The organism is Pseudomonas sp. MIL9 (assembly GCF_016887925.1).
Classification (GTDB): Bacteria; Pseudomonadota; Gammaproteobacteria; order Pseudomonadales; family Pseudomonadaceae; genus Aquipseudomonas; species Aquipseudomonas mohnii.
Genome location: NZ_JAFEHE010000017.1, coordinates 115,931 through 130,962, shown reverse-complemented (window position 1 = coordinate 130,962; position 15,032 = coordinate 115,931). Strand labels below are relative to the sequence as shown.

The 15,032-nt window shown below is 59.7% G+C and carries 15 protein-coding genes and 1 tRNA gene; 10 read left to right on the top strand and 6 right to left on the bottom strand.

All coding sequences use genetic code 11. The features are described from left to right. The first annotated feature begins 1 nt into the window (after position 1). A tRNA-Gly gene (locus JQF37_RS18890) sits at positions 2 to 77 on the top strand. A 115-nt stretch (positions 78 to 192) separates the two neighbouring features. Here the strand turns inward: JQF37_RS18890 and JQF37_RS18885 are convergent. Genes JQF37_RS18885 through JQF37_RS18875 form a run of 3 tightly spaced genes read right to left on the bottom strand, consistent with a single transcriptional unit; the run spans position 193 to position 2,287 of the window. Continuing rightward, positions 193 to 831, bottom strand: coding sequence for a LysE family translocator (locus tag JQF37_RS18885; RefSeq protein WP_130206724.1), 639 nt, complete (start codon positions 829 to 831; stop codon positions 193 to 195). A gap of 1 nt (position 832) precedes the next feature. Continuing rightward, positions 833 to 1,603 carry a 2OG-Fe(II) oxygenase gene (locus JQF37_RS18880; RefSeq protein WP_130206726.1) on the bottom strand — a complete coding sequence of 257 codons (771 nt, stop codon included), beginning with the start codon at positions 1,601 to 1,603 and terminating at the stop codon, positions 833 to 835. Positions 1,604 to 1,660: 57 nt separating this feature from the next. After that, on the bottom strand, positions 1,661 to 2,287 hold the full coding sequence (locus tag JQF37_RS18875) for an alanyl-tRNA editing protein (protein WP_130206728.1): 627 nt from the start codon (positions 2,285 to 2,287) through the stop codon (positions 1,661 to 1,663). A 91-nt stretch (positions 2,288 to 2,378) separates the two neighbouring features. Here JQF37_RS18875 and JQF37_RS18870 point away from each other — a divergent pair, with 91 nt between their 5' ends. Next, positions 2,379 to 3,377: a LysR family transcriptional regulator gene (locus JQF37_RS18870; RefSeq protein ID WP_130206730.1), complete on the top strand. Its 999-nt coding sequence runs from the start codon at positions 2,379 to 2,381 to the stop codon at positions 3,375 to 3,377. Positions 3,378 to 3,434: 57 nt separating this feature from the next. Here JQF37_RS18870 and JQF37_RS18865 read toward each other — a convergent pair whose 3' ends face one another. Together JQF37_RS18865 and JQF37_RS18860 are read right to left on the bottom strand one after the other, a co-directional pair. Next, positions 3,435 to 3,842: a PA2817 family protein gene (locus tag JQF37_RS18865; protein WP_047526931.1), complete on the bottom strand. Its 408-nt coding sequence runs from the start codon at positions 3,840 to 3,842 to the stop codon at positions 3,435 to 3,437. Positions 3,843 to 3,926: 84 nt separating this feature from the next. Beyond that, positions 3,927 to 6,374 (bottom strand): acyl-CoA dehydrogenase, encoded by a 2,448-nt coding sequence (locus tag JQF37_RS18860; protein WP_130206732.1) that lies wholly within the window; start codon positions 6,372 to 6,374, stop codon positions 3,927 to 3,929. 250 nt (positions 6,375 to 6,624) lie between these two features. Here JQF37_RS18860 and JQF37_RS18855 point away from each other — a divergent pair, with 250 nt between their 5' ends. From JQF37_RS18855 to JQF37_RS18840, 4 genes are all read left to right on the top strand, one after another. Then, the gene (locus JQF37_RS18855; RefSeq protein WP_130206734.1) at positions 6,625 to 7,284 is read left to right on the top strand and encodes a transglutaminase family protein; all 660 of its coding nucleotides are present in this window, start codon (positions 6,625 to 6,627) and stop codon (positions 7,282 to 7,284) included. A 43-nt stretch (positions 7,285 to 7,327) separates the two neighbouring features. Further along, complete coding sequence (locus tag JQF37_RS18850) at positions 7,328 to 7,951, top strand: glutathione S-transferase (RefSeq protein ID WP_130206736.1); 624 nt, start codon at positions 7,328 to 7,330, stop codon at positions 7,949 to 7,951. A gap of 133 nt (positions 7,952 to 8,084) precedes the next feature. Continuing rightward, positions 8,085 to 9,017, top strand: a complete 933-nt coding sequence (locus JQF37_RS18845; RefSeq protein WP_103406459.1) for an ABC transporter ATP-binding protein — start codon at positions 8,085 to 8,087, stop codon at positions 9,015 to 9,017. Further along, entirely contained in the window at positions 9,014 to 9,793 is a 780-nt protein-coding gene (locus JQF37_RS18840) for an ABC transporter permease (RefSeq protein ID WP_103406458.1), read from the top strand. The genes JQF37_RS18845 and JQF37_RS18840 overlap by 4 nt, the downstream gene beginning before the upstream one ends. Before the next feature lie 167 nt (positions 9,794 to 9,960). Here the strand turns inward: JQF37_RS18840 and JQF37_RS18835 are convergent, their stop codons facing one another. Next, positions 9,961 to 10,476, bottom strand: coding sequence for a DUF2062 domain-containing protein (locus JQF37_RS18835; RefSeq protein ID WP_130206738.1), 516 nt, complete (start codon positions 10,474 to 10,476; stop codon positions 9,961 to 9,963). Between the two features lie 136 nt (positions 10,477 to 10,612). Here JQF37_RS18835 and JQF37_RS18830 point away from each other — a divergent pair, with 136 nt between their 5' ends. The 4 genes from JQF37_RS18830 to lpxK all read left to right on the top strand — a co-directional run bounded on the left by JQF37_RS18830 (position 10,613) and on the right by lpxK (position 15,016). After that, entirely contained in the window at positions 10,613 to 12,847 is a 2,235-nt protein-coding gene (locus tag JQF37_RS18830) for a DNA internalization-related competence protein ComEC/Rec2 (protein WP_130206740.1), read from the top strand. 98 nt (positions 12,848 to 12,945) lie between these two features. After that, entirely contained in the window at positions 12,946 to 13,581 is a 636-nt protein-coding gene (locus JQF37_RS18825; RefSeq protein ID WP_189340387.1) for a MotA/TolQ/ExbB proton channel family protein, read from the top strand. Continuing rightward, the gene (locus JQF37_RS18820; protein ID WP_130206744.1) at positions 13,578 to 14,006 is read left to right on the top strand and encodes a biopolymer transporter ExbD; all 429 of its coding nucleotides are present in this window, start codon (positions 13,578 to 13,580) and stop codon (positions 14,004 to 14,006) included. Before JQF37_RS18825 ends, JQF37_RS18820 begins: the two co-directional genes overlap by 4 nt. Then, complete coding sequence (gene lpxK, locus JQF37_RS18815; RefSeq protein ID WP_130206746.1) at positions 14,006 to 15,016, top strand: tetraacyldisaccharide 4'-kinase; 1,011 nt, start codon at positions 14,006 to 14,008, stop codon at positions 15,014 to 15,016. Before JQF37_RS18820 ends, lpxK begins: the two co-directional genes overlap by 1 nt. The last annotated feature ends 16 nt before the right edge of the window (positions 15,017 to 15,032 follow it).

Here is a 15,032-nt window from a genome sequence, read left to right as displayed (position 1 = left end):
TGCGGGAATAGCTCAGTTGGTAGAGCACGACCTTGCCAAGGTCGGGGTCGCGAGTTCGAGTCTCGTTTCCCGCTCCATATTTAACGAAAACGCCGCTCATTGAGCGGCGTTTTTGTTTGTGCGTGATTTATCTGCGATATAGCAAAAAGGCCCGCCAGTCTGACTGAGCGGGCCTTTTGCGTGGTCGGGATTTTACATCGACAGAATCAGCCTGCCGGCAAACAGGATCAGGACCACCCCCATGGTGCGTTCAAACCAGTGTCCCATGCGCATGAACAACAATCGCACCCGTGCACTGGAAAAGAACAGTGCAACGATGACAAACCACAATGCGTTTACGAAACACATCCAGACTCCGTACAGCGCCTGAATCTTCAGTGGGGTCGTGGCGCTGATGAGGGTGGTAAAAATCGCCAGGAAAAACAGAGTGGCTTTGGGGTTTGAGGCGTTGGTCAGAAAACCGGTGGTGAAGGCTCTCAGCAGTGTTTGCTCGACGAACGGTTCGTCTGCGTCGTTATTCCCTTCCGCCACGGTTTTCGGTTTGCTGCGCAGCAGGCTGACACCAAGGTACAGGATGTAGGCACCGCCCACGACCTTGGCCACCGTCAACAGCCAGGGAGTGGTGTGCATCAGCGCGCCGACGCCCAACAAGGTGTACAGCACGTGCACTGAAATTCCCGCGCCGATCCCCAATGCCGTGCAAATCCCGATCATCCGGCCGAAACGCACACTCTGGCGAATCGTCACGGCGAAGTCAGGGCCGGGAGCGACCACCGCCAGAAAGTGGATCATCGCCAGTGCCAGAAACTCGCCCAGGTAGTTCGAATACATTTCAACTCCAAAAGGTCAGGGGGGAAGCATTGCCGCGGTAGCCGACAAAGAATGAAAGGCTCAATCGCGGATCCGCCACGCCCGGTGTTACCGAATGCATGCGTCGTGAGTTGAACATGATGAAATCCCCGGGCTCGGGGCGAATTTCCAGGGTTGGAGTGCCCAGAAGCGCTGGGTCGATGCCATAGCTGTCGCCGCGCATTTCGTCGAACCGTTCCGGGGAAACATCGTGGTTCCATATCTGCAGCGCGCCACCCGCAGTGGGCATGCTCAGGTAAATGTTGCAGGCGAACTGCGCTGCCAGGCTTCTGGCCTGATAGCTGTCGGGGGCGTCCTTGGCGAAAATGTCGTGGTGGGCCAGAAAGCACACGTCTGGTTTCACCACGCGCGACAGGCCAACGTACATCTTGCGGCCGTAGAGGCTTTCCAGGTGTGCGCCGGCCGGCCATGATTCATCGAGCATGCAACGCAGCGTGTCGACCGGGCAGGCATAGGGCGCGCAACGGTTGCGCAACTCTGCGATGTTGCGGGTGGCCCGCTCAAAGTAATCCTCGATCAACAGCGGCCGGTTTTCCGCTTCATAGAACGCCATGCCGATGCGTCCGATGCTCGGTGCATTGATATAGCCTTCAAAGCCTGGTGCGAGAATCTTTTCACCGATCTGGATGGCCAGCGGCCGTGCTATCCAACCTTTGACGCGGATGGCGAGGACTTCTTCGTTGGCCAGTTTTTTTATGCACGCCTCATCGAGACGCTCGACGTCAAGCATCATGTCTTAGGTCCATCTATCAGAGAGTCAACGAGGCCTGCGAATACAGGCGCCCCGGCGTCAGTCCACGTGGTAGTGAACCGACAGAATCCCTTTCTTCTGTGAAAGGGACGCGATTGTGACTGTGCCCAGATCCTTCAGGCTGCGTACGTGGGTGCCGCCGCAGCCATAGGCGGGCAGTTCACCGAAACCGATCTCCCGGGCGCCTTCGCGTAGCGATGTCAGGCGCGGCAGATCGCGGGCGATCCATTGTTCGATGCCGTGCTGAACCATGGGGGCATCAACGTCTTTTGCCGACTCTGCGGGTTTGAACTGCACACGCCCTTCGCCTGGCCAATGATGGGCCTTGGTCGGCATCCAGCCCATGGCCTGAACAAAGTGGCCGATCAGGTGGCCGGCGGTATGCATACGCGTATTGAACTGACGACGTTGCTCGTCCACCTGGATCGGAGTCATGCCAGGTTTAATCGGTTGGTCGACAAAGTGAATGATCCGGTCGGGATCCTGAACCACGCGCAGTACCTGGCTTTCGCCGATCCATCCGGTGTCGCAGGGCTGCCCGCCACCCTGAGGGTGAAACAGCGTTGCGCGCAGCACCACGGCGAATTCGTTCTCGTGGGGCGTGCATTCCAGGACTTCCACATTGGCCTTGAGGTCATCCCTGTGGAAAAAGAGGCGAAGCGTCATATTCAATGCTCGTATAAATGTTTCCACTTTTTATTATATGAAGCCTGGAATTACGTGATAATCCGTTCAAATATCAAAGGACTGTTGCGTTTTGAGCATAAATCTTCCGCTACCGTTGCTCGGTGAAATGGCGATTTTCGTCAAGGTCGTCGAGACCGGCAGCTTCTCCGAGGCGGCCCGGCAATTGGGCTCCTCACCTTCGGCGGTGAGCCGCAGCATTTCGCGTCTGGAGAAGGCGCTGGCCACTCGCTTGCTGCAACGCACCACGCGCAAATTGCGTTTGAGCGACGGTGGCGAAGAGGTGTTCAAGCGTTGCCGGGAGATGGTCAATGCCGCTCGTTCAGTGATGGAGATCAGCGGTCAGTTTACGGATGAGCCTGAGGGCGTGGTGCGTCTCAGTGTGCCGAAAGCGGTGGGTCGTATCGTGATTCACCCGCATATACCGGAGTTTCTGCGCCGCTATCCCAAAGTGGATGTTGAGTTGTTGCTTGAGGATCGCCATGTGGATTTGATCGACGATCACGTCGACCTGGCGATTCGCATCACCGATCGGCCCCCTGCGGGTCTGGTGGGGCGGCAGTTACTGACGATTGACCATTTGCTTTGTGCGACGCCGCAGTATCTGGCTGAACACGGGACGCCGACTCATCCCCATGATTTGCTCAACCACAGCTGCATCTACCTGGGTGAAACACCGAGCGATGCGCGCTGGAAGTTCAAGAAAGGCAGCAAATCAGTCACCGTGGGTGTGCGCGGGCGATACGCCGCCAACCACACGGGTGTACGTTTTGGCGCCGTTTTGCAGCACATCGGTATTGGCAGCTTGCCGTACTTTACGGCGCGCCGTGCCCTGGAGAAGGGGTTGATGGTGCAAGTGCTGCCAGACTGGACCTTCCTGGCGTCCTACCACGGCGGCGCCTGGTTGCTGCATTCGCCCACTCGCTACCTGCCTCCCAAGCTACGGGTGTTGATCGATTACCTGGTGGAGTGCATGGAGAAAGAGCCGACGTTGGGCAAACCCGGTAAGCCGGGCAAGCTGACTACGGCGGTTTCGGAGTATGAATTGCCTGAGAGTGACGGCTTGTTTTAACGCAATAAAAAGGCCCGCATGGTTGAACAGGCGGGCCTTTTTATTGCTGATCGCGGATCAGTGCTTGCTGTCCTCATTCGACAGCGCCAGCAGCTGTTTTTCCTGGTTCCAGTCGAAAGGCTCGTCGTTCTGTTCGGCTTCGAAACGACGTTCTTCCAGGGCCTGGTACAGGTCGATTTCATCGTCGGGCATGTAATGCAGGCAATCGCCGGCGAAGTACCACAGCAGGTCGCGCGGGACCAGGTGGGCGATTTGCGGGTAGCGGGTGATCACCTGACACAGAATGTCCTGGCCCAGGTATTGGCTTTCGATCGGGTCGACCGGCAGCAACGCACGCAATTCGTCGAAGCGCTCCAGGAACAAGGCATGGCTTTCTTCGGGAACCTGGTCGGCCTCACCTACGGCGACCAGGATGCTGCGCAAGTGGTCGAGCAAAACGAGATGATCGGCAACGATGTTGGACACGAGATAAGTCCTCAAGAGCAAAACGGGCGCGGGAGTATAAAGCTCCTGCGCCCTTTTTTCACTGGGTAGAGAGGGGTTGCTGGATCAGCGGACCTTCCCTGCGGCCAGCGCCAGCTCGTCCTTGTCGAAATCATCGACATCAATCACCTTGCGTCGCGCCGCTTCGGCTTCACGCAGGGTGTGAGCCTCCACGGGTTGCAACACGCCAGCCTCGAGTGCCGTATCGATGATGTGTTCCCCGGCGATCGGTTTGACCTGGCCGCTCTTGAGCGCCGTGTGCAGTTTCTTTTGCAGAGGTTGCGCCGCGCTCAACAGATCGCTGGCGTGCTGCAATGCGCCGACCGGGTCGTCGGCCGATTGCGGGCGATAGCAACCCAGGAGCAACTCTTCCAGGGTCGGATCGCCTTTGGCACGGCCGATCACCGCTGCCACTTCGGCACCGAGTTTGTCCGATGGCCCTTTGTGACGGCGGCCGAACGGGAACACGATTACCCGCAGCAGGCAGCCCAGCACCTTGTTCGGGAAGTTATTCAACAATTCATCCATGGCCCGTTCAGCCTGGCCCAGGCTTTCCTCCATGGCCCAGCTCAACAGCGGCGTCATGTGTTCCGCTGAGTCGAGGTCGCTGTAACGCTTGAGCGCGGCACTGGCCAGGTACAGGTTGCTGAGCACGTCACCCAGTCGTGCCGAGAGGCGTTCGCGGCGTTTCAGCTCACCGCCCAGCAACATCATGCTGAGGTCGGCCAGCAGCGCGAACGCAGCGGCCTGACGGTTGAGCGCGCGGAAATAACCCTGGCTGAGCTTGTCGCCGGGCATGTGTTCCAGATGCCCGAAACCGAGGTTCAGCACCAGGGTGCTGGCGGCGTTGCTCACGGCAAAACCGATGTGCTTGAGCAGCAGGCCGTCGAATTCGATCAGTGCCTGATCCTTGTCTTCGCGGCTGGCGAGCGCCATTTCCTTGAGGACGAACGGATGGCAGCGAATCGCGCCCTGGCCGAAGATCATCAGGTTGCGCGAGAGAATGTTCGCCCCTTCCACGGTGATGCAGATCGGCGCGCCATTCCAGATCCGACCGAGATAATTCCTTGGCCCCATGATGATTGCCTTGCCGCCATGAACATCCATGGCGTGGGTGATGCACTCGCGACCGCGTTCGGTGAGGTGATATTTGAGAATGGCCGACAGCACGGACGGTTTTTCGCCCAAATCCACTGCATTGGTCGTCAGCATTCGCGCCGCGTCCATCATCCAGGCGTTGCCGGCGATGCGCCCCATGGCTTCCTGGATACCCTCGAAGGCGGCAATCGGAACGTTGAACTGCTCGCGAATCCGCGCGTATTGGCCCGTCACAAGACTGGTGAACTTGGCCATGCCGGTACCGACCGCAGGCAGGGAAATCGAGCGCCCGACCGACAGGCAATTCATCAGCATCATCCAGCCCTTGCCGAGCATTTCCTGGCCACCGATGAGGTATTCCAGCGGCACGAATACATCCTTGCCGGAGTTCGGGCCATTCATGAACGCCGCGCCGAGCGGCAGGTGACGGCGGCCGATTTCCACACCGGCGGTATCAGTCGGTATCAATGCCAGGCTGATGCCCAGGTCTTCCTTGTCACCCAATAAATGGTCCGGGTCGTAGGCCTTGAACGCCAGGCCGAGGAGGGTGGCCACCGGCCCCAGTGTGATATAGCGCTTTTCCCAATTCAGGCGCAGGCCAAGGGTTTCCTTGCCTTCCCATTCGCCTTTGCAGATCACCCCGGTATCGGGCATGCCGCCTGCGTCGGAACCGGCCAGGGGGCCGGTCAGGGCAAAACAGGGGATTTCTTCGCCGCGCGCCAGGCGTGGCAAGTAATGGTTGCGTTGTTCGTCGGTGCCGTAATGCAGCAACAGTTCGGCCGGACCGAGGGAGTTGGGGACCATCACGGTGGAAGCGAGGTCGCCGCTGTGGGAGGCCAGTTTCATCGCCACTTGGGAGTGGGCATGGGCCGAGAATCCCTTGCCGCCAAATTCCTTGGGAATGATCAGGGCGAAGAAGCCGTTTTCCTTGATGAAGGCCCAGGCTTCGGCCGGCAGATCCAGGGTCTGACCGAGCTCCCAGTCACTGACCATGGCGCAGAGCTCATTGGTCGGGCCGTCAATAAAGGCCTGTTCCTCTTCGCTCAACTGCGCTTTGGGATAGGCCAGCAGTTTGTTCCAGTCCGGGCGGCCGCTGAACAATTCGCCGTCCCACCACACCGTACCGGCCTCGATGGCTTCACGCTCGGTTTGAGACATGGGCGGCAGGGTTTTCTGGAACCATTTGAACAGCGGCGCACTGAAGGATTTGCGACGCAGCTCGGGCAGCAACAAGGGGGCCGCCACGACCGCGAGCAATACCCAGAAAATCAGCAGCAGCCAGCCTGGTGCACGGCTCAAAGCGCCCATTGCCACCAGGTAGACGGCCACGATGCCCAGTGCAGGCAGCGGCGAAATGCGACGGTGGGCCAAATAAGCTATCCCGACAATCAGAACCAGTATCCACAACAGCAGCATATTTAATCCTCCGTGAAACCAGGGCGAGCCAACCCTCAGAGCTTAGACGGCATCCGCAAAACAGGGGGGGGCAGAGCGTTGTGATTGAAAACGTGGGAAAACCATGGATGTTTTTGTAGGCCTGATGAACGACAGGTCGTGACAAATCGTTCATTGAACGAGTGACATAGCGTCCATGTTTGGCCGAAACGTCGTTATCTTTGTGCTTGATCGCTCGCTAGACTCGGGGCTTCCCCAGGAGATAGCCCTCATGCACGAGTATCTGAGTCCCGGCCGCTTCATCGATAGTGACCATCCCTCGGTGGTGGAGTTCGCCGAAAAACATCGTGGCAACAGTCGCGACCCGCTCGAGCAGGCGATCAACCTCTATTACGCCGTCCGTGAAGCCGTGCGTTATAACCCTTACACATTTAGCCGTGATCCCCAGACCTTGCGCGGCAGTCATGCACTGGCCACCGGTGAAAGTTATTGCGTGCCCAAAGCCACGCTGTTGGCCGGGTGTGCGCGGCACTGCGGGATTCCTGCGCGGATCGGTCTGGCGGACGTTCGCAATCATTTATCGACGCCGCGTCTGCTCGAATTGCTCAAGAGCGACGTGTTTGCCATGCATGGCTATACCGAGCTTTACCTGAACGGTCGCTGGGTCAAAGCCACTCCGGCCTTCAACCAGGGTTTATGTGAGCTGTTCAATGTCGCGCCGCTGGAATTCGACGGAATCAACGACAGTGTTTTTCATCCATTCAATCGCGATGGCGAGAAATTGATGGAGTATCTGATTGATCACGGCCAGTTCGCCGACGTGCCCGAAACGTTTTTCTTCGCGCACCTTGAACAGTGCTATCCGCACTTGTTCGGCGAGCAACTGCCAGCGCTGCTGGGGGACATGCAGAGCGATTTGAGTCGCGCCTGAACCGGCGTATGCTGCCTGCGCGTTCATCCATTGAGAGGCGGTCATGCTGAAGATCTGGGGTCGGAAAAATTCATCGAATGTCAGAAAGCCATTGTGGGCCGCCGAAGAGCTGGGCCTGGCCTATGAAGCCATCGATGCCGGCGGTGCCTTTGGTGTCGTCGACACCCCGGAGTACCGCGCGATGAACCCCAACGGCCGCGTCCCGGTGATTGAAGACGATGGCTTTGTGTTGTGGGAGTCCAATGCCATCGTCCGTTACCTGTTGGCCCGTCACGCCGAAGGCAGCGCCTGGTACCCGGCCGACCTGCAAGCCCGCGCAACGGCCGACAAGTGGATGGACTGGACCACTTCCAGTTTTGCCGGACCGTTCCGCACGGTGTTCTGGGGCGTCCTGCGCACCCCGGCAGACCAGCAGGACTGGCCCGCCATCAAGGCGGCAATCCAGGAATGCGAAGCGTTGCTGGCGATGGCCGATCAGGCATTGGCAACCCGGCCGTACCTGTCCGGCGATGAGATCGGCATGGGCGACATTCCTTTGGGCAGTTTCATTTATGCCTGGTTCGAAATGCCGATCGAGCGTGCGCCCATGCCGCATCTGGAGGCCTGGTACGCACGGCTGAAACAGCGTCCGGCTTATCAACGGGCGGTGATGACCGCGTTGACTTAATACTCACTATCGACACACTTGACTGTACTTGTGTGGCGGCGACAAGCACCATTGTGCCGGTGCGTCGTGGTTGAGTTGTCCGCCGCCCGCCCCTATTTGCTCCTCTCTTCCCTTCTTGGTGCGTAAATCCGATATGAGTTCCGCTCTGTCCATCCGGCAGCTAACCAAAACCTACGGCAACGGTTTCCAGGCCTTGAGTGGTATCGATCTGGATGTCGCCGAAGGTGACTTTTTCGCCTTGCTCGGCCCCAATGGCGCCGGCAAATCCACGACCATCGGCATTCTCTCCACCCTGGTGAACAAGACCAGCGGCACGGTGAATATTTTCGGTCACGACCTGGACAAGGATCCGGCGGGGCTCAAGCGCTCCATCGGCGTCGTGCCCCAGGAGTTCAACTTCAACCAGTTTGAAAAGACCTTCGACATCGTCGTGACCCAGGCCGGTTACTACGGCATTCCGGCGAAAATTGCCAAGGAACGCGCCGAGCAGTATCTGACCCAGCTCGGTCTGTGGGACAAGCGCGATGTGCCGTCGCGTTCACTGTCCGGCGGCATGAAGCGCCGACTGATGATTGCCCGTGCGCTGGTCCACGAGCCACGCCTGTTGATCCTCGACGAACCGACTGCCGGCGTGGACATCGAACTGCGTCGCTCGATGTGGACCTTTCTCACCGAGCTGAACAAAAAAGGCATCACCATCATCCTCACCACGCACTACCTGGAAGAGGCTGAGCAGTTGTGCCGCAACATCGGCATCATCGACCACGGCACCATCGTCGAAAACACCAGCATGAAGCAGTTGCTCGGCCAATTGCACGTCGAAACCTTCCTGCTGGATTTGAAGAACAGCCTGAGCGTGCCACCGCAGCTGATCGGCTATCCGTCACGGTTGCTCGACGACCACACCCTGGAGGTCCAGGTCGACAAGAGCATGGGTATCACAGCGTTGTTCACTCAACTCGCACAGCAGAACATCGAAGTGCTGAGCCTGCGTAACAAAACCAATCGCCTCGAGGAGTTGTTCGTGTCCCTGGTGGAGAAAAATCTGTCGAAGGTGGCGGTATGAGTTCCGAGCTGCAGCCCAACCTCGTTGCCCTGAACACAATCGTCTACCGTGAGGTCCGGCGTTTTACCCGGATCTGGCCGCAGACCCTGCTACCGCCGGCGATCACCATGGTTCTGTACTTCGTGATCTTCGGTAACCTGATCGGCCGGCAGATCGGCGACATGGGTGGTTTTACCTACATGGAGTACATCGTGCCGGGGCTGATCATGATGTCGGTGATCACCAACTCCTACGGCAACGTGGTGTCGAGTTTCTTCGGCAGCAAGTTTCAGCGTTCCATTGAAGAACTGATGGTGTCGCCGGTCTCGCCCCACACCATTCTGATTGGTTTCACCCTGGGCGGCGTACTGCGTGGCCTGATGGTTGGCGTCATCGTGACGCTGCTGTCGCTGTTCTTCACTGATTTGCAGGTACATCACCTGGGTGTGACCATTCTGGTGGTGGTGCTGACGGCGACCATCTTTTCGCTGCTGGGCTTCATCAACGCGGTGTTTGCGCGCAATTTCGATGACATTTCGATCATTCCGACCTTCGTGCTGACGCCGCTGACCTACCTGGGCGGGGTGTTCTACTCGATCTCGCTGCTGCCGCCGTTCTGGCAGACCGTGTCCCTGGCCAACCCGGTGCTGCACATGGTCAATGCGTTCCGCTACGGCATCCTCGGCGTGTCGGATATCCGCATCAGCATTGCGATTACCTTCATGCTGGTGGCGACCGTCGTGCTGTATATCGGTTGCGCGCGATTGCTGGTCAGCGGCCGCGGGATGCGCACATAAGAGATAGTGTGTCGTCTGAATCGCGGGCAAGCCCGCTCCCACAAGGACCTGTTGTGTAGCACAAGTCGCATTCACACCGAAGAACCTGTGGGAGTGGGCTTGCCCGCGATAGCGTCATGACAGACACCTGCAAGAAACGGCCTCCATACGGAGGCCGTTTTGCTTTCTCACATTCGACTTTTCTTGCGCCGTTTCCATTGCCGCGCCACCCACCAGCGCCAATACATCATCACCAGGCAATAGGCGAGCGCCCCGAGGGCCAACCCCGTCACTACCGAGCCCAGCAAAAACGGCTGCCACAAGGTCGATAACTCGCCGCTGATCCATTCCCAGGTCAGCGCATCCGGCAATTGGCGGGGAGGAACGTCCATCAGCCAGGCACCGGCCTGGTAAGTGCAATAGAACACGGCTGGCATGGTGATCGGGTTGGTCAGCCAGACCAGGCTGACGGCAATCGGCATATTGCCGCGCACCATGATGGCGAGCGTGGCGGCGAGCAACATCTGCAACGGGATCGGCAGGAATGCCGCGAACAGGCCAACGGCCATGGCCCTGGCAACGGAGTGACGATTCAGGTGCCAGAGGTTCGGGTCATGCAGCAGGGTGCCGAGAAAGCGTAAGGATTTGTGTTCCCTGATGCTGGTCGGGTCTGGCATGTAGCGTTTGAATAAGCGCCGGGGCATAAGGCTTCTCGGTCGGTTAAGGCGGCAAGTATGTCTGGATTCTATGAGGTGCCCATTCAGAGTTTGTGACAATTAATAACGACGGTGGTGCGATGGGCCGGCTATGCCTAGGGGCTGGACTCTCTAGGACGAGCTTATGCGCACAGGGATGGTTGCGTTGGCGCTGGGTCTGCTGGCGTTGCGTTTTTTACCGGCATTGCCGCCGGTCTGGTTATGCACGTTGTTGCCGATTATCGGTTTCATGCTGCTGCCGTTCAGGACTTATCCAGTGGCGTTTTTCCTGTTCGGTTTGAGTTGGGCCTGCCTGCAGGCCCAATGGGCGCTGGATGATCGATTGCCATCGCGCCTCGATGGCGAAACGCGCTGGGTCGAAGGGCGGGTGGTGGGTTTGCCGCAGCATACCGAGGCGGTGGTGCGTTTCGAATTGGCCGACGCGCGGTCGCGCCACGGTACCGTGCCGCCACTCATGCGTCTGGCCTGGTATGGCGGACCACCAGTGAAGAGCGGCGAGCGCTGGCGAGTGGCGGTCAAGCTGAAACGTCCCGCCGGGCTGCTGAATCCACATGCCTTTGATTACGACGCCTGGCTGTTGGCGCAACGAATCGGTGCGACCGGGACGGTCAAGGACGGCGAGCTATTGAGCGAGGCGCGTGGGGCTTGGCGCGACGGCATCCGGCAGCGGTTGCAGGCCGTGGATGCCCAGGGCCGGACGGGCGTTCTGACGGCGTTGGTGCTGGGGGATGGTGGCGGACTCAGCCGTCAGGACTGGCAGGTGTTGCAAGACACCGGCACTGTGCATCTATTGGTGATTTCCGGGCAGCACATCGGTCTGCTGGCGGGGGTGGTGTATCTGTTGATTGCCGGACTCGCCCGCTATGGCCTGTGGCCGAACCGTCTGCCGTGGTTGCCCTGGGCCTGTGGTCTGGCATTCGCTGCAGCCCTCGGATACGGGTTGTTGGCCGGGTTCGAGGTGCCGGTGCGGCGTGCCTGTTTGATGATCGGTCTGGTGTTGTTATGGCGCCTGCGTTTTCGTCATCTCGGGGCCTGGTGGCCGCTGTTGCTCGCGCTCAATGGCGTGTTATTGCTGGATCCTCTGGCAAGTTTGCAACCGGGATTCTGGTTGTCCTTTGCGGCGGTCGCGGTGTTGATTTTCACTTTCAGCGGTCGTTTGGGACCGTGGCGATGGTGGCAAACCTGGACGCGCGCGCAATGGTTGATCGCCATCGGCCTGGGCCCGCTTTTACTGGTGCTGGGGTTGCCGATCAGTCTCAGTGGACCGCTGGTCAACTTGCTGGCCGTGCCGTGGATCAGTCTGATGGTGTTGCCACCTGCTTTGCTCGGGACGCTGTTATTGCCGGTGCCGTATGTGGGTGAGGGCCTGTTGTGGCTCGCGGGCGGCTTGATCGATGGGTTGTTCAGGGGCCTGGCGTCGGTGGCTGGCCAGGTTCCGGCATGGGTGCCCGCGGCGATCCCGCTGTGGGTCTGGGGGCTGGGTGCCGTGGGAGCCTTTCTCTTGTTGCTGCCGCGAGGCGTACCGTTGCGCCCGCTAGGCTGGCCGCTGCTGCTGTTGCTGATTTTTCCGCCGCGTCCGGAAATACCGGAAGGCGTTGCCGACATCTGGCAGCTGGACGTCGGCCAAGGCCTGGCGATCCTGGTGCGCACTCGCCACCACACGCTGCTGTATGACGCGGGTCCCCGATTCGGTGATAACGATCTCGGCGAGCGCGTGGTCTTGCCAGCGTTACGCAAGCTGGGCGTGGACGGTATTGACCTGATGCTGATAAGCCACGCCCATGCCGATCATGCCGGCGGGGCGCGGGCAGTCGCCCAGGGGCTACCGGTGAAGCACGTACTCGGTGGTGAACCCGCAGAATTGCCGAGTGAATGGCAAGCGGCGGGCTGCGAGAGCGGTCGGCGATGGACCTGGGACGGCGTGAACTTTGAACTGTGGCAATGGGCGCACGCCCGTGAAAGCAATCCCAAATCCTGCGTGTTGCAGATTGAAGCCAGCGGTGAGCGAATGCTGCTGACCGGCGACATCGACATGGCCGCCGAGCGAGCGCTGCTCGAGAGTCCGTTGGCCATACCCACCGATTGGCTGCAATCGCCGCACCATGGCAGCCGCAGTTCGTCCTCCATGGCGCTGCTTGACCGGTTGCTGCCCAGCGCGGTGCTGATCTCACGTGGCCAGGGCAATTCGTTCGGCCATCCACACCCGACCGTCCTGGCACGCTATCAAAAGTACGGCATGGCGATCTACGACAGTGCGGATCAAGGTGCCATTCATCTCCAGCTCGGGCGTTTCGAGGCGCCGCGCTCAATGCGTCTGGAACGGCGCTTCTGGCGCGATCCACCACCCCTGGCCAAATAACCGGGTGTCATGAACGCCCGACCGAATGCGACATCACGGTCTTCGGTGCGCCGACCCCCTATGTTAGAGTGGCGCACTTTTTCGAGGGGACTGTCACTGTGTGGGAATTGGTTAAATCCGGCGGTTGGATGATGGTACCGATCATCCTGAGTTCCATCGCGGCAATGGCGATTGTCGCTGAGCGCCTTTGGACCCTGCGTGCCAGTCGCGTCACCCCGGAGCACTTGCTCGGGCAGGTCTGGGTCTGGATCAAGGACAAGCAGCTCAATAAGGAAAAACTCAAGGAACTGCGCGCCAATTCGCCATTGGGCGAGATCCTGGCGGCGGGTCTGGCGAACTCCAAGCATGGCCGCGAGATCATGAAAGAGTGCATTGAAGAAGCCGCCGCCCGGGTCGTCCACGAGCTGGAGCGCTACATCAACGCCCTCGGCACCATCGCCGCCATGGCGCCGTTGCTGGGCCTGCTCGGTACGGTGCTGGGCATGATCGATATCTTCAGTTCGTTCATGGGCACGGGCATGGCGACCAATCCGGGGGTGTTGGCCGGCGGTATTTCCAAGGCATTGATCACTACGGCGTCGGGGCTGATCGTAGGTATTCCATCGGTGTTCTTCCATCGTTTCCTGCAACGGCGTATCGATGAACTCGTCGTGGGCATGGAGCAGGAAGCCATCAAGCTGGTCGAGGTGGTGCAAGGCGACCGTGATGTGGATCTGGCCGGGAGCAAAGCGTGAAATTCCGCCGCAAACCACGGGAAACGGTGGACATCAACCTCGTGTCGCTGATCGACGTGGTGTTTGTCCTGTTGCTGTTTTTCGTGGTGACCACGACCTTTACCCGTGAAACCCAATTGCGTGTCGACCTGCCGGAAGCGGTCAGCGGCTCGCCGGCTGAAGACCAGACCAGGCAGCTGGACATCGCCATCAGTGCCGAAGGCGTGTTTTCGGTGAATAACCAAGTATTGCCGAAAAGTGACCTGGCGACCCTGATGGACGCGTTGCAGAAAGAATCCGGCGGCGATACCAGCCGGCCGCTGTCCATCAGCGCCGACGGCAAGACCCAGCATCAGGCGGTCATCACCGCCATGGACGCCGCCGGCAAGCTTGGCTTCAGTCACTTGCGCATGACCACCATCGAGGCGGCGCCGCCCGCACCCTGATGACCATGTCCGATCGCCTGCTTGCCGCCTGGTATCGGGGTCATCCGGCCCTGAAACTTCTGCAGCCGCTGGAGTGGTTGTATCGGCGCGTGGTCAACAACAAGCGCAAGCGCTTTCTGGCGGGCGAGGGTGATATCTATCAGCCACCCGTGCCGTTGATCGTGGTCGGCAACATCACCGTGGGCGGCACCGGCAAGACACCGCTGATTCTGTGGATGATCCAGCATTGCCAGCGCAGTGGTTTGCGGGTGGGTGTGGTCAGTCGTGGTTACGGCGCCAGGCCGGCGCAATGGCCATGGCGGGTCGAGGCGGATCAAACCGCAGACATTGCCGGTGACGAGCCATTGTTGATCGTCCAGCGCACCGGTGTGCCGTTGATGATCGACCCCAATCGCAGCAATGCCGTCAAATCCTTGCTGGCGAGCGAGCCGCTGGATCTGATTTTGTCCGATGACGGCATGCAGCATTACCGGCTGGCACGGGATCTGGAACTGGTGCTGATCGACGCTGCCCGCGGCCTGGGCAACCAGCGTTGCCTGCCGGCCGGGCCGCTGCGAGAACCGGTCGAACGCCTGCAAAGCGTCGATGCGGTGCTCTATAACGGCGCCACGGCTGACCGCGATGGGGGGTTCGCTTTCCAGCTGCAACCCACCGCGCTGGTCAATCTGCAAAGCGGTGAGCGTCGTCCCCTCGATCACTTTCCAAAAGGCCAGGTGCTGCACGCCGTGGCCGGGATCGGCAATCCGCAGCGTTTCTTCAAGACCCTCGAAACGCTACACTGGCAACCCGTGCCGCATGCCTTCGCCGACCATGCCGAATATAGCGTGCAGGCCTTGAATTTCACTCCGTCATTGCCATTGGTGATGACCGAAAAGGACGCGGTGAAGTGCCGTGCCTTCGCCGCTGCCGATTGGTGGTACCTGGCGGTCGATGCTGTGCCGTCGCCGGCCTTCGTGGCCTGGTTCGATACGCAGTTGATGCGCCTGTTGCCGGCTCGACTTTTGCCTTAAACCGTTTTATCCAGGG